Annotated in this window: 13 protein-coding genes and 1 tRNA gene; 4 read left to right on the forward strand and 10 right to left on the reverse strand. The window is 65.2% G+C overall.

The annotated features are described in order from the left end of the window. Positions 1–6: 6 nt before the first annotated feature. Positions 7–1,023: a P1 family peptidase gene (locus tag VL752_RS18510; RefSeq protein WP_325357465.1), complete on the forward strand. Its 1,017-nt coding sequence runs from the start codon at positions 7–9 to the stop codon at positions 1,021–1,023. Here VL752_RS18510 and VL752_RS18515 read toward each other — a convergent pair. The 6 genes from VL752_RS18515 to VL752_RS18540 all read right to left on the reverse strand — a co-directional run bounded on the left by VL752_RS18515 (position 1,013) and on the right by VL752_RS18540 (position 9,679). Beyond that, on the reverse strand, positions 1,013–2,500 hold the full coding sequence (locus VL752_RS18515; protein ID WP_325357467.1) for an amidase: 1,488 nt from the start codon (positions 2,498–2,500) through the stop codon (positions 1,013–1,015). The genes VL752_RS18510 and VL752_RS18515 overlap by 11 nt on opposite strands. A 106-nt stretch (positions 2,501–2,606) precedes the next feature. Further along, positions 2,607–3,407, reverse strand: a complete 801-nt coding sequence (locus tag VL752_RS18520) for an ABC transporter permease (protein WP_325357469.1) — start codon at positions 3,405–3,407, stop codon at positions 2,607–2,609. Beyond that, entirely contained in the window at positions 3,404–4,351 is a 948-nt protein-coding gene (locus VL752_RS18525) for an ABC transporter permease (RefSeq protein ID WP_325357471.1), read from the reverse strand. The genes VL752_RS18520 and VL752_RS18525 overlap by 4 nt, the downstream gene beginning before the upstream one ends. Before the next feature lie 7 nt (positions 4,352–4,358). Then, a complete protein-coding gene (locus VL752_RS18530; RefSeq protein WP_325357473.1) occupies positions 4,359–5,843 on the reverse strand; it encodes an ABC transporter substrate-binding protein in 1,485 nt (494 codons plus the stop codon). Positions 5,844–6,030: 187 nt separating this feature from the next. Next, positions 6,031–8,175, reverse strand: coding sequence for a malate synthase G (locus tag VL752_RS18535; protein ID WP_325357475.1), 2,145 nt, complete (start codon positions 8,173–8,175; stop codon positions 6,031–6,033). Positions 8,176–8,188: 13 nt separating this feature from the next. Then, complete coding sequence (locus VL752_RS18540; protein ID WP_325357477.1) at positions 8,189–9,679, reverse strand: PfkB family carbohydrate kinase; 1,491 nt, start codon at positions 9,677–9,679, stop codon at positions 8,189–8,191. A gap of 179 nt (positions 9,680–9,858) precedes the next feature. Here VL752_RS18540 and VL752_RS18545 point away from each other — a divergent pair. After that, positions 9,859–9,932: transfer RNA gene (locus VL752_RS18545), tRNA-Gln, on the forward strand. Positions 9,933–10,141: 209 nt separating this feature from the next. Here VL752_RS18545 and VL752_RS18550 read toward each other — a convergent pair. Together VL752_RS18550 and VL752_RS18555 are read right to left on the reverse strand one after the other, a co-directional pair. Continuing rightward, positions 10,142–11,125, reverse strand: coding sequence for a Dyp-type peroxidase (locus tag VL752_RS18550; RefSeq protein ID WP_325357479.1), 984 nt, complete (start codon positions 11,123–11,125; stop codon positions 10,142–10,144). A gap of 95 nt (positions 11,126–11,220) precedes the next feature. Further along, the gene (locus tag VL752_RS18555) at positions 11,221–11,685 is read right to left on the reverse strand and encodes a TetR/AcrR family transcriptional regulator (protein ID WP_408863175.1); all 465 of its coding nucleotides are present in this window, start codon (positions 11,683–11,685) and stop codon (positions 11,221–11,223) included. On the opposite strand from VL752_RS18555, the gene VL752_RS18560 reads away from it, so the two are divergent. Both VL752_RS18560 and gfa read left to right on the forward strand, forming a co-directional pair. After that, a complete protein-coding gene (locus VL752_RS18560) occupies positions 11,590–12,615 on the forward strand; it encodes an MBL fold metallo-hydrolase (protein ID WP_325357483.1) in 1,026 nt (341 codons plus the stop codon). The two genes, VL752_RS18555 and VL752_RS18560, sit on opposite strands and share 96 nt — an antisense overlap. Positions 12,616–12,924: 309 nt before the next feature. Further along, a complete protein-coding gene (gene gfa / locus VL752_RS18565) occupies positions 12,925–13,497 on the forward strand; it encodes an S-(hydroxymethyl)glutathione synthase (protein WP_325357485.1) in 573 nt (190 codons plus the stop codon). A gap of 414 nt (positions 13,498–13,911) precedes the next feature. On the opposite strand, the gene VL752_RS18570 is transcribed toward gfa, so the two are convergent. Further along, positions 13,912–20,844 (reverse strand): autotransporter outer membrane beta-barrel domain-containing protein, encoded by a 6,933-nt coding sequence (locus tag VL752_RS18570; protein ID WP_325357486.1) that lies wholly within the window; start codon positions 20,842–20,844, stop codon positions 13,912–13,914. Positions 20,845–21,476: 632 nt separating this feature from the next. Further along, a partial coding sequence (locus VL752_RS18575) for an AraC family transcriptional regulator (protein WP_325357487.1) occupies positions 21,477–21,690 on the reverse strand: 214 nt, incomplete at its 5' end.

Genomic DNA, 21,690 nt, shown 5'->3' on the forward strand with positions numbered 1-21,690 from the left:
GCAGCCATGCGCAATCTGCTGACGGATATCCCCGGCGTTCTGGTTGGCCACGCGACCGATCTGGTGCTGGGATCAGGCGTCACCGCCGTCGTCTTCGAGGAGGCCGCCACGGCCTCCGTCAGCGTGCTCGGTGGCGCGCCCGGCAGCCGGGACACGACGATGCTGGAGCCTGAAATGACGGTCGAGCGGGTGGACGCGATCGTCCTCTCCGGCGGTTCCTGCTTCGGGCTGGACGCAGCAGGCGGCGTTCAGGCCTGGCTGCGCGCGCAGGGGCGCGGTACGCCCATCGGACCGATGCTGATCCCGATCGTGCCACAGGCGATCATCTTCGATCTGCTCAATGGTGGGAACAAGGATTGGGGCCGCTTCTCCCCCTATCGCGACATGGGCTTTGCGGCAGCCGAGGCCGCGGTCGGCGGCGACATCGCCCTAGGCACGGAGGGCGCCGGCACGGGCGCCACGACCCCGCTCGTGAAAGGCGGGCTCGGCTCCGCCAGCATGGTAACCGCGGAAGGCTACCGCGTCGCGGCGCTCGTCGTCGTCAATTCTGTCGGCAATCCTCTGGTGGGACCGGGGCCGCATTTCTGGGCAGCCCCCTTCGAGCGGGACGGCGAATTCGGCGGCCTCGGCCTGCCGCCGGCGCCCTTCCCGGCCGAGAGTCTCCGCCCGCGTCTGAAGGGCCACCCGGATCCGACGAGCGTCGCCTTGCCGGAGACCGGAACGACGATCGGCCTTGTGGTGACGGACGCGCCGCTTACGAAAGCACAGGCCAAGCGGTTGGCGATTGCGGGGCAGGATGGACTCGCCCGCGCCGTCCATTCCGCCCATCTCACCTTCGACGGCGATACCATGTTCGGCGCCAGCACCGGCCAGGGGGAGGCCATCGGCCCGGCCGGCCTCGCCCTCATTTGCCATGCCGCCGGCATGGTCACGGCGCGGGCGATTGCCCGCGGTGTTTTTGAAGCGACCGCCCTGCCCTATTCCGAGGCGCTGCCCGCGTGGCGGGATCGCTTCAGCAGGTAATCGCCTCGTATTCGGCGGCGAAGGACAGGAGCAGCCCTTCGCTCCAAAGCGGCCCGGTGAACAGAAGGCCAAAGCCGGCGCCCGAAGGATAGAGACCGGCCGGTACGGTCACGCCGGGCAGGCCTGCGATATTGATCTCGGAGACCGCAGTTTCCAGGATCGGATCGGGCGAGAAAAGCAGCGGCGGCTCGGCCCGCGTCTGCGGCATCACCATGCCGTCCAGCCGGTGCTGCGCCATCACCCGGTTGAACAGCCACAGGTAATCTTCGCGAATGGCGCGGAAGGCGGATAGGTTCGGCACGTCCCGGTAGCTCGCCACAAGAGCGGGAAATTGTTCCATCTCCCAGAGATAACCGAGCGGACCCGCCCGATCGAATGGATCGACGCCCGTCACCGCCCGCAGCGATTCGAGCGAATGAACGGGTGAGCTGTCACCGAAGGCGAGCAGATAGCGGTCGAGATCATGAACCACCGACTCCTCCCCTCGGGGATCATAAGGCAGCGCCGAGATGAAGCATGCGAGATCAGCGAAGCCGCTGCCGGCAAAAGGGTCCTCCACCAGCTCAGCGCCAAGCGCCCGCAGCCCGTCACAGGCCTGGGCGAAGAGCGCGGCCGTTTCAGGTGACAACGCACCGTGCCGCCAACCCGCCCCATAGAGGCCGAGGCGCTTGCCCTTCAGCGCGCCCGGGCGGATCGAACCGGCATAGCCGCCCGGGGGGCGCTGGCCGATGCCCGCCACCGTCTTCGGGTCTTCAGCCGTGTAGCCGGCCAGCACGTCGAGCGCGATCGCCGCATCCATCACCGTCATGGCAACCGGCCCCACCACGTCCCGCGTGCTGCCGGCAAGCGGCATGACGCCGGAATTGGGCACCAGGCCGAATGTCGGCTTGATACCGACCAACCCCTGCGCGGCGGCGGGATTCTGGATCGACCCGCCGGTCTCTTCCGCCAGCCCGATCACGGCATAGCCAGCAGCGACGCCCGTGGCCGAGCCCGCGCTGCTGCCGCCGGGCGCGCGCTCGGGCGCGATGGCGTTGAGCGTGGGACCGGCCCAGCTGTCATTGGCATTGGTACCGCTGGCGCTCATCACCGGCACATTGGTCTTGCCGAGAAGCAACGCGCCCGCGGCCCGCATGCGCGCGACCACAGGGGAGTCCCGAAGGGGCACAAGGTCCACCCCGCCGGCGCGGGCAGAGAGTTTCGACCAGCCGCCGGTCGTCGGCAGGCCCGCCATATTCATCGTATCCTTCACCAGCACCGGTACGCCGGCGAGCGGCCCCAGCGCCTCCCCGGCCGCGCGCCTCAGGTCTATCGCGCGCGCTTCCTCCAGCAGCCGCTCGTTCGGCGTGATGACGGCGTTGAGCCGTCCATCCTCCGCCGCCATGCGGGCGAGCGACTGGCGTGCCACGGCCTCGGCGGAGATTTCACCCCGGTCGAGTGCCGCCGTCAGCGTCTGCACCGTCCAGGGTGCGGTCATGCGCATCTCCGTCGTCTTGGGTCTGATCGGCTAATCAAACCCTTTCAATAAGTTAGAGTGTGATTCTCGTATCGGCTGAAAGCTGGCCTGCGTCCAGCCGGTACGATCACGCTCTGAGGTCGAAAGCGTCCCTGAGGCCGTCGCCCAGCATGTTGAGGCCGAGCACCGCCAAGGCAATGGCAAGACCCGGAAATAGCGTCAGAAATGGGGCCGTGTAGATATAGGTTTGGGCATCGTTCAGCATTCGCCCCCAACTGGGCGCCGGCGGCTGGGCGCCAAGACCTACGAAAGAGAGCGCGGCCTCCGCCAGGATGGCGAGGGAAAGCTGGATCGTGATCTGCACGATGAGGACGCTCAGGATATTCGGCAGGATATGAATGGCGGTGATAGCGGGCTTGCCGCGCCCGAGCGCGCGGGCGGCGCGCGCATAATCCTGCACCCAGATCACCCCCGCCGCCGCGCGCGTGACACGGGCGAGCACGGGAGCCGTGAAGATGCCGATGGCAATCATCACCGTATAGGCCCCGGGTCCGCGCAACGCCGTGATCATTACCGCCGTCAGCAAGGCTGGAAAGGCGAAGGTGAGGTCCGCGCCGCGCATCAGCACCTCCTCCGTCCAGCCGCCCCGTGCAGCCGCGAGCAGCCCGACCGGAATACCGATGAGACTGCCGAGGGCGACGGAGACAAGCGCGACGATGAGGGAATTCTGTGCGCCCACCATGATCATGGAGAGAATGTCCCGCCCGAAGGCATCCGTCCCGAAGGGATGCGCCTCCGTGGGGCCGCTCAGGCGGTGGAGGATGTCGATCGCGGTCGGGCCATAAGGCGTCCAGACCAACGATACCAGGGCCAGGACTAGGATGACGCCGGTGATGGCACCGCCCGCGAGAATGCGCATATTCGTCATGCCTGGCGCGCCGCGAGCCGCGGGTCGAGCACGGCGTTCAGCACATCGACCAGGAAGTTGATGAGGATCACGAGCCCGGCGAAGAGCAGAACGAGATCCTGCACGAGGACGAGATCCCGCTGGCCGATCGCCTGGAAGAGCAGCGATCCCAGCCCGGGCAGAGTGAAGACATTCTCGATGATGATGGTGCCCGCGAGCAGGAAGGAGAATTGCAGGCCCATCAGCGTGGTCACCGGGATCAGCGCATTCGGCACGGCGTGCCGCCAAAGGATGGCACTTTCGGCCATGCCCTTGGCCCGCGCGGTGCGCAGGAAATCCCGCACACCGACATCGAGCACCGCCCCCCGCGTGACACGGGTGAGGATGGCGGCCTGGGGAATGGCGAGCGCGATCATGGGAAGGACGAGGGCGCGGATGGAGCCGCCCACACTATGCCACCAGCCGGGAAAGCCCCCCGCCGGCAGAAGCGCGAAATGCACAGCGAATAGAAGGATGAGCAGGAGACCGAGCCAGAAATCCGGAATGGCAATGCCGATCTGGGTGACGCTCATGATCCCGCCATCGACCGCACCACGCCGCGATGCCGCCCAAACGCCGAGTGGAATGGCGAGAAGCGCGGATAGCAGCATCGCCATGACGGCGAGCGGAAGGGTAACCGCCACCCGCTGCAGGATGAGCGTCGCGGCCGGCGCATCATAGGCGGTGCTGCGTCCGAAATCGCCGGTGAGGATACCGCCCGCCCAATGCAGGTAGCGAAGCCAGACCGGCAGATCGAAGCCGAGCTGGTGGCGGAGGGCTGCCAGCGTATCGGGCCGCGCGTCCGGCCCAAGGATGACGAGGGCCGGATCCCCGGGCAGGATCTGCAGCACGATGAAGACGACGAGCGAGGCGAAGACGAGAGACGCCACCAGCGAGCCGAAACGCCGCAGGAGATAGCCCGTCACGGGCGTCTCACTTCGCCCAAGAGACGCCTGTCACGTCATCCACCGGCATCGGATCGTTCGTCCACATGCCCTGCAGCCCGGCCCTCCAGATGCCGATCTTGGGCAGGGCAAAGAGGAAGATGTTGGGCTCGTCCTCAGCAAGTTGACGTTGCAACTGCTGCACTAGCGTGGTTTGCGTGGCAGGGTCTGTCGCCGCGATGTACTGCGCATAGAGGGCGTCGTATTTCGGGCTGTGATAATTGAAGTAGTAGTGCGGGCGGGCATAGATATCGAGATCCCGCGCCTCGACATGCGCAATCACGGTCGCGTCGTAGTCGGTCTGGGTAAAGACCTGGGACAGCCATTTCGCCCATTCGACGGATTCAAGCTTCGCATTGATGCCGACCTGGGAGAGATAGGCCGCGATCAACTGGCCGGCGCGCTGGGCGTAGCTCGGTGGCGGCAGCATGATGGTGAACGTGAACCCTCGCTTTACCCCCGCGGCCTTGAGCAGCGACTTCGCCCGGGCAGGATCATAGGGATAGGTGTCGGCCAAATCGACATAGCCCGGATCGTTCGGCGTGTAGTGCGAGCCGATGACCTGGCCCAAGCCGGAATAGGCCGCTTCCACGATCGACTTGCGGTCGATCGCGTAAGCCAGGGCCCGGCGGACGCGAACATCGTCGAAGGGCTTGTGCGCCTCGTTCAGCGCCATGATGACCTTGCCCTCGGTCGTGCCGATGGCGACCGTGAAGCGCGGGTCGTGCTGGAATTTCGGCACGGTCTCAGGCGCCGGGAAATCGGGATAGGCGTCGATCGCGCCGGAAAGAAGCGCCGCCGTCGCCGCCGCCGGATCGGGAATGATGCGGAACGTGACGGAGGCCAGCTTGGGAGCCGGCCCCCAGTAATGCGGATTGCGGACCAATTCGATCCGGTCGCCCGGCACCCAGCGGCTAAGCATGAAGGGGCCCGTGCCCACAGGATGGGTCTTGTTGGTGGCGGCTGATTTGGGCGCCACCATCACCGCGTCACCCCAGGCCATGTCGTACAGGAAGGTCGAGGTAGCCGCTTTCAAAGTAATCACCGCCTGGGCAGGGCTCGGGCAGGAAATCTTGTCGATCGGCGCGAAAAGTTGCTTTTGCGCATTCACGCTGTCCGGCGCCATTGCACGGCCATAGCTGAACTGGACGATGGAGCAATCGAAGGGCGTGCCGTCTGAGAAGGTGACACCCGTCTGCAGATCGAAGGTGTAGGTGAGACCGTCGGGCGAGACGGTCCAGGATTTTGCAAGATCGGGGATGACGCGGCCCTGCGCGTCGATACGCGTCAGGCCCTGGAAGAGATTGGCATAGGTCACTTCGCGGATGGCCGCGGCGGCACCTGCCGTGGGGTCGAGCCCCGGCGGCTCAAGGGGGATCGCGAGTGTCAGGCTATCGGGCGGTCCGGCGAAAGCCGCATGCCAAGGCAGCGCCGCGAGCAGCCCCATGGCTGCCAGAAGAGAGGAACGCCTCACCCTTGCTTGCTTCAATGGCCGATCCTTCACCTTGGTCTGCTGCAATGCAGAAGACCATTGCTTTCGCTCGCTGCCAAGATGGAAAGGTATCGGGCGCTGCGGCTGGGCGACAGACGATCGGCCAGAAAACGGGGGATGACCGATCATCACCCCCCGCTGATCCGTCAAGCAAAGAGCCGCTGGGCGATCAGCCGGCCTTCGCCACCCGCCGCCAATGGTGGAGAATGAACTCCGTATAGCCGTTGGGCTGGCTGCGCCCCTTGAAGATGAGGTCGGACGCCGCCTTGAAGGCAGGCCCGTCAAAGCCGGGCGCCATTGGGGTATAGAGCGGGTCCCCAGCATTCTGCTTGTCGACGACGGCGGCCATGCGGCGGAGGGCGGCCTTGACCTCCTCCTCCGACACCACGCCCTGCAGCAGCCAATTCGCCAGGTGCTGACTGCTGATGCGCAAGGTCGCCCGATCCTCCATCAACCCGACATCATGAATGTCCGGGACCTTGGAGCAGCCGACCCCCTGATCGATCCAGCGCACGACATAGCCCAGGATGCCCTGGACATTATTGTCGATTTCCTGAGCGATCTCCTCGGGGGACCAGTTGACGCCCTCGGAGACCGGGATGGTCAGCAGCGCGTCGAGGCCTGCCTTTGCCCGGGACAGAAGCTCCTCCTGCCGCGCCGCAACATCGACCGCGTGGTAATGCAGCGCGTGGAGCGTCGCGGCCGTCGGGGACGGCACCCAAGCGGTATTGGCCCCGGCGCGTGGATGGCCGACCTTCTGCTCGAGCATCTCCGCCATGCGGTCTGGCGCAGCCCACATGCCCTTGCCGATCTGGGCGCGTCCACGCAATCCGGCGGCGAGGCCGATGTCGACGTTGCGGTCCTCATAGGCCTTGATCCAGGCGGTGGACTTCATGGCGTTCTTGCGCACCATGGGGCCGGCCTCGATGGAGGTGTGAATCTCGTCACCCGTGCGGTCCAGGAAGCCGGTGTTGATGAAGACGACGCGGCCCTTTGCGGCCTCGATACAGGCGGCGAGATTGGCGGACGTACGGCGCTCCTCGTCCATGATACCCATCTTGAGCGTATGGCGGCTGAGACCGAGCAGATCCTCGACCCGGTCGAAGAAGCCATTGGCGAAGGCAACTTCCTCGGGCCCGTGCATTTTGGGCTTCACGATATAGACCGAACCCGCGCGGCTGTTACGGATCGGCCCTTGCGATTGGAGGTCGTGCATCGCGATCAGCGATGTGACCACGCCGTCCATCAGGTTTTCAGGGATCTCCTCGCCGTCCCTGGTGAGAATCGCATCCGTGAACATGTGATGGCCGACATTTCGGATCAGCATCAGGCTGCGACCGGGAAGCCAGAGCGTGCGACCATCCGGCGCGGTGAAGCTGTGGTCGGGCTCCAGCTTGCGTTCGAGGCTGCGGCCGCCCTTTTCGAAGCTCGCGGTCAGCCGGCCCTGCATGAGGCCGAGCCAGTTCGTATAGACGGCAAGTTTGTCCTCGGCATCGACGGCAGCGACACTATCCTCGCAATCCATGATCGTGCTGATCGCGGATTCCAGGATGATGTCGGCCACCCCCGCCGGGTCATCGCGGCCAATGGCATGGGCGCGGTCGATCACAATTTCCGCATGCAGCCCATTATGGCGGAGAAGAATGGCGGAGGGTGCGTCGGCCGCACCACGGTAACCCGCGAAGCGGCTCGGCGTCTGAAGCGGCTGGCCACCTACGCGCAGAGCGCCGTCCGTCACCACATAGGCCGACGCCTCGGCATGAGTGCCGGCGGCAAGCGGCGCGATCTCGTCCAACACGGCCTTGGCGCGGGCAACGACGCGGGCGGCCCGCACGGGGTTGAGGCCGCGGCCGCGCTCGGCCCCATTCGCCTCGTCGATCGCGTCCGTGCCGTACAATGCATCGTAGAGACTGCCCCAGCGGGCATTGGCGGCATTCAACGCGTAACGGGCATTGGTAATGGGCACGACCAGCTGCGGCCCCGCGATGGTCGCGATCTCGGGGTCGACCTTCTCCGTCGTGATGGTGAACGGCCCGGGCTCCGGCCGCAGATAGCCGATCTCGCTCAGGAAGGCGCGATAGGCCGTGGCGTCGCCCGGCCCCTTATGCTCCTTGTGCCAGCTGTCGATCGCAGCCTGCAGCGCGTCCCGCTGAGCGAGAAGCGCGCGATTCTTCGGCGCCAACTCATGAACAAGAGCGGAAAAGCCAGCCCAAAAGGCGGCGGGATCGAGGCCGGTGCCCGGCAGGGCGGCACTCGTGATAAAGTCGTGGAGCGGCTTGGCGACCTTCAGGCCGCCCGCTTCTATACGTTCCATATCTGGAATCCTTTTAACTGGCGCGGGGGGAAGCTATCGCGCCCTTGCCGCGCGCGGAAGCGGGAAGCAGCTCCGCGCGAAGCACAGTACCACCCCAGCCGGTGACTTTGTCGGCACCGATAATCTCGGCCTCGACATGATCCGACCCCTTCACCAGCAGGTCCGGCCGCAGCGCCAGAATCATGTCGATCGGCGATTCTTCCTCGATAACACAGACGAGATCGACCGCCGGCAGGGCGGCGAGATCGGCCGCGCGGTCCGCGGCGGCGCGCGGATGGCGGCGGCGCCGGGTCGGATTCGCGTCGCCCTCGATCGCGACGATCAGCCGGTCACAGGCGCCGCGCGCCTGTTCCAGAAGATGGACATGGCCGTGATGCAGCCGCTCAAACCGGCCGTGGGTGAAGCCCACGCGCCAGCCGCGGCGGCGCCAGCGCTCCGCCTGTTCGATCGCCGCCTCGCGGGAGACGATTTTGGTGCGGTTGCCGGAACCAGGGTCGAGCCTGACCAGAATATCATCAAGCCTGGCGACGGCGGTGCCGACCTTGCCGACGACGATGCCGGCCGCGACGTTGGCGAGCCGCGCTGCGACGGGCAGCGGCAAGCGCGCGCCTATGCCCGCGGCGAGCACGGCAGCGACCGTATCACCAGCACCCGAGACATCATGAACGTCCAGCGCCTCGGCTGGGAAATGCCAGGAGGCCTCGGCGGTTACGAGACTCATCCCGTGTTCGGAGCGGGTGACCAGGGCGGCGCCGATGGCAAACCGCGCGAGCAGGGCGCGCGCCGCGATCTCGATCTCGCCATCCGTTTCGGCGGGGAGGCCGGTGACGGCCGCAAGCTCTCGCCGATTCGGCATGATGACGTCGGCACCGGCATAGCCCGCATAGTCCTCTCCTCGCGGATCGACCACGATCGGGCGCCCGGCCTGCTTCGCGGCGGTGATGAGGCGGGCCGGCATCTCGCCCGCCAGCACGCCTTTGCTGTAGTCCGAGAGGATCGTGACGCTCGTCGCCGCCATCGCGTCCGACGCGATGCGCAGCAGCCGCTCGGCGATCTTGGGATGGAGCGGACCCGGGTCTTCGGTATCAACGCGCAGCAAATGCTGCCCATGGGCCAGGAAGCGCGTTTTGACGGTCGTGGCCCGCGAGCCTTGGACCAGAAGCCAGGGTTCCACCCCGCTCTGCCGTCCGATCAGCGCCGTGAGGTCCGAGCCCGCCAAATCGTCCCCTACCACCGAGACAAAAGCCGCCGCGGCGCCGGCAGCCGTAATATTGCGCACGACATTGGCGGCCCCGCCGGGCAGCGACAACTCGCGCTGGACGCAGAGGACCGGCACCGGCGCCTCCAGGCTGATGCGGTTGGCCTCGCCATAGAAGAAGCGGTCCAGCATCGCGTCCCCCACCACGAGGACGGAGGCGCGACCGAGCTGCCGGGCAGCATCGGCCAGTTCCACGGCAGCAGCCTCACCCAGCCCGGTCGCGGGCGAGCCGTTCAGTTCGGTCATGGACCTGAAATAGCGGTAATGTCCGGTTGCGGGTAGTCCTGATTGTCTATGCCCACCGCCAGGCACCCATGGCACACGCCACTTTGGAAGGTGCTGCGATGCGCGCCCCATATGAGTGCCGCGCATAAGCGGGAGGTTGATCCCCCCGGAACCGCGTGTTAAGTGCCCGGCCATCCCGATGGGGGATAGTTTAGCGGTAGAACTCCCGGCTCTGACCCGGGCAGCCTTGGTTCGAATCCAGGTCCCCCAGCCACCCCAATAGATCGATGAGTGAGCGGCGAAAGCGCGCGATTTGTGGCTTTGTTCCACATCGCTCGTCGGGAGCCGGGTGCGAAGCCATCACTCCCGACGCCCTCGCGAAATCGCTCCCTGCTGGCGACGGTTGCGTCGCGACGCAGCTCAATGAGGGACTTGTGTCGACGATCCGCGCGTTGCCGGCGGCGGACGCGAAAGCCCGGCCGATCAAGCGACCTTAAGCTTCTCCTGCGCCGCCGAAACGAGTGCTTGGAGCGTTGGCCGAGACGGAGCGAAGAACGTCGTGCCGGTGTGCGGCGTTGAAAAATCGAGCAGCCGGTCGTAGGCGCCCGGCGGGTCACCGATATACATGCGTTGCAGCATCTTTTCGATAACCCAAAGATGCCGGGAGTAGCCGATGAAATAGGTTCCGAATTCCCGTTGTCCCGGCCGCCCAAATGGCATGTTGTCGCGCAAGATGTCATGTTCGTTGCCGTCCGCATCGACGATCGTTGCCAGAGACTTATGCGATTTGCGCGGCGCATCGTCGTCGTTAATTTCAATATTGTCGATCTTCGTGCGACCGATGATCGCCTCCTGAAGCGATGCCGGCGTCTGCGCCCATGAGCCGAGATCGTGCAGATATTTCTGGACGACGACATAGCTGCCGCCGGCGAAGTCGGCATCCTCATCGCCGACCATCGCCGCGACGGGCAAATCGGCGCCGGTAGGGTTAGCCGTGCCGTCGACGAAGCCGAGAAGGTCACGCGCATCGAAGTAGCGAAAGCCCGATACCTCGTCGACCACCGTTACGCCATCGCCGAGGCTATCGAGCAAAATGCGTTCGAATTCGAAGCACAGGTCCGCTCGTTCAGATCGAATGTGGAAGAGAAGATCGCCGGATGTCGACGGCGCCGCATGGGCGGCGCCGTCGATCCGCGCAAAGGGCTTGAGTTCCACCGGTCTCTTGTCTGAGCCGAATCGATCCCAAAGTTCGCTGCCGATTCCGACAATGCACGACAGCCGGGCAGACAGATCGCGGAACCCGACGTTTTTGATAAGATCGTCCAGCGCATCGAGCGTTAAGCAGACCTTCGCGAGAACGCTCGGTTCACTTGGCACGGTGACAACGAGAAAGACGGCCGCCCGCGACAGGGGTGCATCAATGCTCTGCGCATCGATCGGTACCCTGTCCCAATTCTTCCCCGTCACCGCTGACCCTCCAACTGTCCCTCCAAACGATTACAAATTCCTCGGGATGATTACAAACGCTGTCCAAGCGAGCGCCCTCATGCCCGTGGTTGTGCTCAATCGATTCGACTTCGCAATCCCTGGACAAGAAGCTGCACCGCTATCACGATATCGTCCGGTGTGGATGGGGCGAGCCTTCCATTGAGGACGATCGTCGCCATGCCCTGCACCAGTGACCGGCAGGCGAGTGTAGCGGCCGACGCCTGGGCGGGCAGTATTTCGGCGACACGATCGGCCAGAATTCTGTAGGTCGCCCGCACCATCTCGCTATCGGCGTTGCCGTACTGGTGGCTGTACATCAGCCGGAACAGTGCCGGATTCGCCCTGGCGAAATCGACAAAAGCAATGCCTTGGGCAATCAGGGCCTCTCGAGGTTCAGGCCTGTCATCGGCGACGGCCAGGGCCCCCTTCAAGGCCTCGAACCCATGATTGGCAACGGCAGCCAGAAGATCGGCCTTATCCGAGAAGTGGTTGTAGGGCGCCATGGCGGATACGCCGGCTGCCCGGGCGACTGCCCGCAAGCTTGGCTCCTCGCCGCTCGTTTCGAGGATGCGGAGCGCCGCCGCGATCAACGCGCCTCTCAATCCCGATTCCGCATCCACTGGACAGCCTCTGATTTACACTGTAAATTACCCTCCTCCTATTCTGATACGCAAGGGACCAACACAGAAAGGGCTTGTGGCGGATCGAATGGCGTGACCGCCGTGAAGGCCCGGCACCGGCCGCATGCGAACCCGCAAAATGGGAGCCGCGCATTGGAACTGATGAAGATCATCGACAACGCCTACCTCCTGCCCCTTGGCACGGCGAATGCGGTCCTGCTCGACAGCGGTTCCGAGCTCGCACTGGTGGACGCTGGGTTCCCCGGCAAGGTATCGGTCGTGCTCGACGCGATCCGCCAACTTGGGCGCAATCCCCATGATCTCCGGCACCTGATCTTCACGCACCATCATCCCGACCATATCGGCAGCGCGGCAGCGATCGTCCAGGAAACGGGCGCGATCACCTATATGCATCCCATCGACGCGCCTATCGCAGAAACCGGTGGCCCTTTCCGTCCCATGCGCCCCGCGCCCGGCCTGATGGAACGGATCGCCTATCGCTTCTTTTGGCGTCGGCATGAGAGGATGGAGCCAGTATCGATCGACCGGCACATCACCGAAGGCGACACGCTGCCCATCGCAGGCGGATTGCAAGTCATTCATACGCCCGGCCACTGCGCAGGACAGATCGCCTTGCTGTGGCAGGGCGAGCGAATGCTGATCGCGGGCGACGTCGGCATGAACATCCTCGGCCTGGGCGATCCGCTCGGCTTCGAAAATATGGAAGAAGGACGCCGCAGCCAGCGCAAGATCGCTGCGCTCCGCTTCGATGCGGTCGCGTTCGGACATGGCCGGTCCATCCGCTCCGGCGCATCGGACCGCATTCGCCGCAAATGGGCCGCACGCTGACCTTCACGCTCGGCGGAAACGTGATCAGGTCTTACCACGGGCATTGTGCACGACGCTTGGCCTTTGGCCTGACATGCCTTTAGCCGGCGTCGCGGCATGACCGGCCTAAGCGGTCAATCATCGCGATGATCCCGTCCCACTTTCCGCCCATCACCTGCCGCCATTAATCTGGTAATGTCCTGAGGGGAATAAGCGACCATGTACAGGGCCTGCCGAGCACCTGGAAGTGGGAACGGCAAACCGCGGCTAGCCAAAAGAATTACAAAAGTCGGACAAAGGGTCCGGCGCATTGTGGGAAGGAAAGCAGCCATGAGCGTGATCGCGATACACCCTCTTATTGACACGCAGAGGCAGGTAACGGGGGCAGCTTTTTCTGGTGGGACATTGATTTGCGCATGCGTCGAAAAGCCCGTGAAGGTCCGCACCAGGCATGACCTTGCGCATAACCACGTCTGCGGCTGCACCCAATGCTGGAAACCGGCAGGGGCCAATTTTTCGATCGTCGCAGTCGTGCCGACGAAAGACGTAGACGTGCTTGAGAATAGTGACAAGCTCGCCGTGGTCGATCCCTCTGCCCTCATCCTTCGTCACGCGTGCAAGGAGTGCGGCGTCCACATGCACGGGCCGGTGGAACGAGAGCATCCTTTCCAGGGACTGTCGTTTATTCATCCCGAGCGTTTTCAGGAGAGTGGCTGGGCGCAACCGGGTTTCGCTGCATTCGTGTCGTCGATTATCGAAAGCGGATTCGACCCGTCGAATATGGATGCCGTTCGGTCGCGCCTTAAGGAACTGAATCTGGAGCCCTATGACTGCCTTTCGCCCGGGCTCATGGATTACATCGCAACCTGGACCGCGAAGAAGAAAGGGGTTCTCCCGGCGTAACAGGTCGAAGGGGTTGCGCGGAAGCGTAAACCCCCTCGTTCAGGAAGTGCCTTCAGACCTGAGAGCCTCAGTCTTATCCTTGCGTTAGGACCGGCGAGCAGCGAATGGCGAGAGCGAAACAATCGTGGCCTACCAGAAAGCCGAACGCCATTCGTTCCCGGTCTCACTCAACGATCCGACGCCGCGGCGCAGACACCAGCGACGCGATGAGCGCATTGCCGCCAACGCCTGTCCACCGCGTCTCGGCAATGCAAGCATCGGTGCTTTCATCGATGTGACACGTCGCCGGCAAGATGGAGAAAGCAGTTCGCAAGAGCAATTCGGGTAAGCGTCATCGGATGGATGTCCTTAGCGGGCATCGTCACGCTATGCTGGCCAAAGAAAGAGCCTCTCCTCTCGATCTTCTGTACCCTGTTAAAACTTCATCGCCGCGTCCAAGCTGAAATCTTGAATGCTCTGCTGTGCGTTAAACTGGCCCGCGTAGGATAGTCGCAAATCAACGCCGCCTCGTGTCGCCACATTCAGCCGCAGACCAACGTCGCCCATCACGCCATTGTCAGGTACATAGCCAACGAGCGAAGGCGTGTCGGCAGGAACGTCCTGGAACGCGGCTGTCACGGTCGCGCCGCCGCCAGCAAGCCAACCGCTGGCGCCGAGCTGGAGGGTGGGCTGCACGGGTAGGCCAAAGATCGGCACGGTGCCGCTCAATGCGACCGCAACCGTGCCTCGCAAAGCCGCCGTTGTGGTTCCATCAACAGATAGATCCAGTGCGCCCGCGCCGCTTTCCGTCATGGACGGCGAATCCATCCCGATCACACTCGCCTCGACAAGCGGCCGGACCTCCCATCCTGAGATGGGGAAGCCGTGCGAGAGGCGACCGGTCGCCGTCGCAAAGGCAATGGTTTGCGAGCCGCTCGCCGTCGCGCCGTCAGGCCCCTCGGCAACGGTGCGGTTCATCTGCAAACCTTCGGCGCCGGCGCTCAGCGCAACAGCGGCGTCCACCGGCCCCAGGCTATGGCCGGCCGTAATGCCGGCCGCGCCGAGCCAACCCTGGCCGTTCGCGTAGGCGGTCAGGCTATTCGTCAGATAATGCACACCCGCGCCGAACCCGATTTTCCACCCATCGGCCAGAGATGCCGTCCCACCCAGGCTGGGTCCAGCGCCGCTCTGGGAGAAATTCGTTTCGGCGGCGGTCGCGTGATAGACGCCGCCGGAAACATCCACCCAGAAGACATGGCCGTCATTGGATTCCGTACGGAAACGCGCACCCGCGCCACCGTCGAACAACATGTCATTGTAGCCGAGTGCGGCATAGGTGGTTGCAACGCGGCTGGCCGCATAGGCTTGCGGACTGAAACTTTCATAGTCCGCTTCAAGGGCCACTTCCGAAGATGCTTGCTCCATATCGACTAGAGCAGCGTCGATGGGCAGTACCGATGTTTCATCACGGGCAATTGCCGCGATGGCATTGGCCACTGAATTGGCGGCGGTGCTGGTTCTGACCCCGTGCAGCCCATAATTGACCTTGACCTGCGCTTGGACGCTATTGCCGACGATTTCCTTGTTCAGAAAGGTAACAATCGCATCCACACTTGATCCGGTGGACGAATCCTGCAGAAGAGTCGTGGCTGTGACCGGTGTGATCGTGTAGGTCCCGGGGACCAGCAGCTCGCCTCCGGGGATCGCTGCTACAACGATCTTCCCGTTGAGCGAGGTTGGCCCATTGACCACGATTTGGGACGACTGCACGCCGCCGCCGGCATTGTCCAAACTTATTCTCAGGGTACCATTGCTTGTGTTGTTCAGCGCTCCGGCAATCATCGTGGTCTGAACAGCGGTGCCTCCACCAGGCAGGAGCGTGCCCGAATTGACCAGCACCCCGGATCCAAGATTGACGGTCGCCGCGGTATTGAGAACGCCCCCGACCTGGTTGTTCAGGCTATTTGTTCCGGCACCAAGATCAATAAGGCCGGTGATGGTGCCGTAGTTATCGACCGTGTCGTTCCCCGACCCGGTGAACAGCGCCTTCTGTCCGGAAATGAGGCCGGTCGTGCCGACGGTGATAGTGTTGGCATTGCCGCCGCTCACCTCCATGGCCGTGCTGGTCGGCGCATTGGTGAGAATCTGTCCGTTGATCGTGGCCTGGATATTGCCGTTGCCGCCTGGCCCCATGCTCTGAAGCAGCACGCCCACATCATAAGTGCCGAGTGCCTGCACAACGCCCGACTGTGTCAGCGTGACGTTGCCGCCAGTCCCGGATCCGAGGCCCAGGCTGCCCAGAAACCCGACGCCACCGGACGTGCCGAACAAACCGCCACTGCCGCCCACGCTTTGCGCCAGAATGCCGACGGTGCCGGAGCCGGTCACGGTGATCGCGCCGCTGTTGGTGACGGAGACATTGCCGCCGCTGCCACCGGCAGACGTGCCGATGCTGCCGGACGAAAATGACATGTCCGGGACGGTGACGCCCGGCACGTCACTCGGTTCGAGACCACCGGAATAGCCGCCGGCAACGCCGCCGCCGCCGCCCACGCTCTCAGCCATAATGCCGTAGGATGCAGTCCCCGCGGTCGCAATCGCCGCGCTGTTGCTCACGCTGACGCTGCCACCATTGCCGCCGTTGCTGCCAAGCCCGGGCACCGTGATTTTGGGTGAGGGAACCACCACACCGTCTCCGCCCGTGCCGCCGCCGCCCCCCACGCTCTGGGCGAAGATTGCCGGCGCATAGCTGCTGGAGGTCGTGATGGCACCGGTATTGACGACGCCGACCGTGCCGCCCGAACCACTCGAGCCGCCAAACCCGCCGATCGAAAACCCGACGGCCGATGTTGGGGCGGCGATCGGCGAACTCGTGTCGCCGCCATTGCCGCCGCCACCCCCGATGCTCTGCGCCATGATGCCGGTCCCGGAACCACCGGTTGTGATCAGGGTTCCGGCATTGGTCACGCTTACGCTGCCGCCATTGCCGCTGCTGCCGCCCTGGCCGCCGACATTGACCCGCCCTGGCAACCCGAACCCGCCATCGCCGCCGCCACCGCCGACGGATTGCGCCTCGATCGCGATATCTTCCGTGCCGGAGGTGGTGATCGCGGCCGTGTTCTTAACCGTGACCGTGCCACCGGAACCGGAAGAGCCGCCGCTGCCACCGACATTGATCGAAATCGGATAGACGGTGCCCTTGCCCGTGACGAAGTTCGCCAGCTGCAGAAGCGAGAGAAATTCCGCCCCGCTTGCCGATAGATCGCCGCCATCACCGCCGCCGCCGCCGACACTCTGCGCCTCAATGCCACGGGAGTTGGCGCCCGACACCGCGATTGCGGAATCGTTCGAGACCGAAACCGCGCCGCCATTGCCGGAGGCGCCGCCTGCGCCGCCGATGGAGACCGAAACAGCGAAGGCCTTGCCCGCTTCCGTATTCCCCGGCGCGAACAGTGCGAGGGTCTGCGCCACGCCCTTGGCATCGCCGCCATTGCCGCCGCCGCCGCCGACACTTTGCGCCAGGATGCCGTCTGCACTGCCGCCGCCGGTCATGATCGGCGCGTAGTTCCCGACGGTCACGGTGGAACCCTGGCCGGCCGCGCCGCCACTGCCGCCGACCGCGAAGGACGCGGTGCCACCGCTCTGCGCCGACACCAGCCCGGACGTCGACGAGGCCAGGCCGCCGTTGCCGCCGCCGCCGCCCACACTTTCCGCCAATATGCCGTTGGCACTGTCGCCTTTCGTGCTCAGAGCGCCCGAGTTGGTGACAAATACGGTGCTGGCGTCTCCCCCTTTGCCACCCTTGCCGCCGACCGCGACGGTCAAGGCGGCCGAGAGGTAACCGCCCGAATAGCTCTGAGCAAAGGCGAGGCCGCCATCGCCGCCGCCGCCGCCCACGCTCTGTGCCACGAGGTCGCTGGCCTCATCGCTGGAGGTTTGGATCGTGCCGGATTGGCTCACCTGGACCGGCGCGCCAGTGCCGCCGGACCCGCCGCTGCCGCCCACGGTGACGCCGGCGTTCCAGGAGGATTTGCCACTGATCTGAAGCGAGCCCGCGCTGCCCCCAATGCCGCCGCCACCACCGACACTCAAGGCGAGCAGGCCAAACCCACTCCCGACTGCTGCCGTGTTCGGCAAGATAATGTTGCCGCTATTGAAGACGGTGACGGCATTGCCATTCCCGCCGCTACCGCCCGACCGCCCGACCGTGACGCTCGTCGTCAATGATGAACTTGCGCCGAGCGACACCGTGCCGGAAAAGCCGGCATTGCCGCCGCCGCCGCCTTCGCTGGTGGCGAGGATGCCCGAGGATCCCTGGCCGGAAGCCGTCACCGCTCCGGTATTCCTGACGGTGACCGTGCCTGCATTGCCCCCAGTTCCGCCGCCACCGCCAATCCCGATGGTAATGCCTTTGGGTGAACTGCCCGCGGTGATGGTGCCAGCGATTGCGAAACCGCCACTGCCGCCACCGCCGCCGATGCTGGAGGCGACGAGGCCGTTGGAGACGGCGCCGCTGGTGCTGACCGTCGCCGCGTTGGTGATGACGGATTGACCGCCGTTGCCGCCGTTCGCACCCGAACCGCCGACGGCCACGCCAAAGCCGCCCTGGCCCATGGCGAGGTTCCCCGAGATGGCGAAGCCGCCGGAACCGCCACCGCCGCCGACGCTCATGGCATCGATAGCATCGGAGAGTGCCCCCGCGGAGGTGATGGCACCGGTCGCATTCACGCTCACGCCGCCGCCGGCCGCGCCTCCGGCGCCTGAGCCGCCGATCGCCGCGTTGCCGCTGAGCGAGCCGCCGCCGCTGACACCGAGCGCAAACCCGCCCGAGCCGCCGCCACCGCCAATGGAGGTGGCGCTCAGCGCCGGCGAGGATGCGCCCAAGGTCGAAATCGTGCCGCCGCTCAAGGTCGCATCAGCCGACCAACCGGAGCCACCGCTGCCACCGGAACCCCCGAGTGCCACGCCGAGCGTTGCTGCCCCCTGGCCGAGCGAGACCGTCCCGGCGAACCCGCCGGCGCCCCCACCACCGCCGACAGATGCGGCACCGACACCGGGTGAGTCGAGCCCCGAGGTGGAAAGCGTGCCGCCGAAGGACGCAGAAGCCGCCCCGGCGACTTGACCGCCGCCTCCGCTGCCCCCCACCGCCGCGCTGAGCGCGGCCTGGCCACCTAACGCCGCCGCGATGCTGACGCCACCATTGCCACCGCCACCGGCGATCGATTCCGCCAGAATGCCGGCGGAGTCATTGCCCTTCGTCGTCACCGTCCCCTGGGCGTTCGCGATGGCAGTGCCGGAGGTGCCGCCGTTGCCGCCGCTGCCGCCGACACCCAGAGCAAGCGCCCCCCCGATGGACCCGGCGCCTGCGATGGTCAGGCCGGCATCGCCGCCGCCACCACCTTCAGACTCCACCTCCATACCGGGCGAGAAATTGCGTGCGGTCGTGATGCTGCTATTGGCGCCGACCCAGCCGACCGCCACGTTGCCGCCGTTGCCCCCGCCGCCGCCGGAGCCACCCACCGACACGGCGGCCGAAACATCGGGCGACAAGGCAAGGCTCAGGGCAAGCCCGCTCTGTCCACCGCCACCGCCCGCCGATTGCGCCAGAAGTCCAGCCGCATCGTCCCCACCGGTGGAGATCGTGCCCGCGCCGGTCATGAGGATGGAGCCGGCGTTGCCGCCATTGCCGCCACTGCCCCCGACGGCGGTTGAAACCGCGATGTTCCCGACCGCGGTGCTCGCCGCCCAGCCGCCGGAGCCGCCACCGCCGCCAGTCGATTCCAAATCCAGGCCCGTCGACCCGTTGCCTCTGGTCACGATACTGATGGGGAGCAGCGCGCCGGATCCATTGACCGAGATATTGCCGCCATTGCCGCCACCGCCGCCACTGCCGCCGACGGCCAGTGAGAAGACGGGGCCGACAGACACAGATGCGCCGCCCGTGCCGCCGCCGCCGCCGATGGACTGCAACTGCAGCCCATCCGATTCCGCGCCCGTCGTATCGAATAGCGAGCCGGGCCCGCGGGTGTTGAAGGAGATGTTTCCGCCGTTGCCGCCGCCGCCGGCATCCCCGCCGACATTGACGATACCCGCGCCGCCGCCGCCACTGCCGCCGCCACCGCCGACCGATTGCGCCAACAGGGCGGGCGCGAAGGTCCCATGGGTGATGACCTGCGTGATGTCGTAGCTGTTGATATTCCCAAACCCGAGGAAGACGTTACCTGCGTTGCCACCGCCCGCACCGGAGCCGCCGACCGTGGCGATGCCCGAGGAAGACCCGCCGGCGCCGCCACCACCACCGATGGACTGCGCTTCGATGCCAACCGAACCGCTGCCGTCTGTGATGACAAGGCCGTGGAAGTTTACGCCGACTGAACCGCCATTGCCGGATGACTGACCAACCCCGCCGTTCACGGCGATGCCCGATGCGCTGCCACCATTGCCGCCGAACCCGCCGATCGACTGGGCCAAAAGTCCGATCGACTGGCTCTGGGTCGTGATAACTGTGCTGGCCAGCTCAACGGTAACGGCGCCCCCGCTTCCGCCCGTGCCGCCACCGCCGCCACCGCCACCCACATTGCCATTGCCCCCGGCCCCGCCAAGGCCACCGTTGCTTTGTGCCAGGACGCCGATCGCGCCGGTGCCGTTCGCTCTGATCTGGGTATCGTTGACCAGGCTGACCAGCACGGTGCCGCCATTGCCGCCATCGCCACCATGGGAGCCGCCGGTGGAGAGGTTCCCGGTTCCACCCTTGCCGCCGTTGCCGCCGCTGGAGATCGCCGCAAGCCCCACGGCATTCGTTCCGTTCGCAGTGATCGTCGCCTTGTTCGTCGAGACGGTGACGGTGCTGGCGGCCGCCCCAAGCCCCCCGGCCCCCCCGCCGCCGATCACATAGCCATTGCCCCCACGCCCTCCGGCGCCGCCCGTCGATTGTGCGAGTGCACCGATCGCCTGATTGCCGCTGACCGTGATCCGCGTGCCGGCCATCGTCAGCGAGACGGCGCCGGTCTGCCCGCCACGCCCGCCTTCGCCGCCGCCGCTGGCCACATAACTGTCGCCGCCTGTGCCACCCGTGCCGCCCTGGCTCAAAACCCGCACAGCGATCGAACCGGATGAGGCAGAACCCGGAAACTGCTCGCTCGGACTGCCGCTGTTATCCCCTGGCTTTCCGCTATTCGGGCTGATGACAACGCCGTCGCGCCCATTGCTGCCGTTACTTCCGATACTCGTATAGTCGAGCGCCACGCCGCCCGGGTTGGTGAAGTCGCCAATGCAGATCCGTGTATTGCCCTGGTAGGAACAGGTTCCAGCCTCAGCCAGGCCCGGGATAGCTAACATGGCAAGGGACGCGAGGAGCCGACGAAACATTTCTACTTCCTAATGACGCCCAAGTTCCACTGAGACATAATCGTAAGGCTGCTCATTCTCAGGTTTGCACGAGAAGGGTGACGTACTGCGCCGAAAAGTCATGAGCATCGAAAGCCTTGTTTCTCGCGGTTGCCTTGCCAATACCCTAGCGTTGCCCGCGCGGTGCCGAGGATTCTATTACGTAACGTCTGCGATGAGTTAGGATGCCCGTCCCGCCTCATTCCCGAATGAATTGACTGTGGGTCCCTCAGGCGGTGGTTTCGTCTCTCACCGCGGGCTTCTGGCGGCTGGCCAGGTATCAGATTAAGACTTCTGAAAGCTTCCGTGTGACCAGGATCGCGCATCGCGTGTCCGTCCGCAGGCTGGCCTATTGTCGTCCATCGCATGCAGGCGATTTCGCTGGAATTGCGACCCGCGACGTGCCGGCTAGCGGAGCGAACAGCCCAGGCGGGATGTCAGGTTGATGAAGCCACCACTTCCTGCATGGCCCAAGCGCTACGGATGCGGTGGCTGCCGCAGAGGCACCCATCCTATCGTCGTCATCCGTGCCGCGGCACTGGGTGGTTATCTCAAGACGCCGGTAGAGCCTGGTCAGGCAGGGTTCCAGACCAGGCCTTCTTCAGCATCGCTCTCTACTGCGTCTGGCTGTGCTCCAGACTGATCTGGCGCATGTCGCCAGGCTTCATCCCAAAGGCACGCTTGAACATGCGGTCGAAGGTTGAATGATCCGCGAAACCGCTCAGAAACGCGATTTCGTTGATCTGAAGATGACGGTGCCCGGCCGAGTTGAGCAGCTGTTTTGCATGGACGAGACGGGCCTGCCAGATACATGCCGATATACTCTCG

The sequence above is a fragment of the Acidisoma sp. genome (assembly GCF_035492295.1).
GTDB lineage: Bacteria > Pseudomonadota > Alphaproteobacteria > Acetobacterales > Acetobacteraceae > Acidisoma.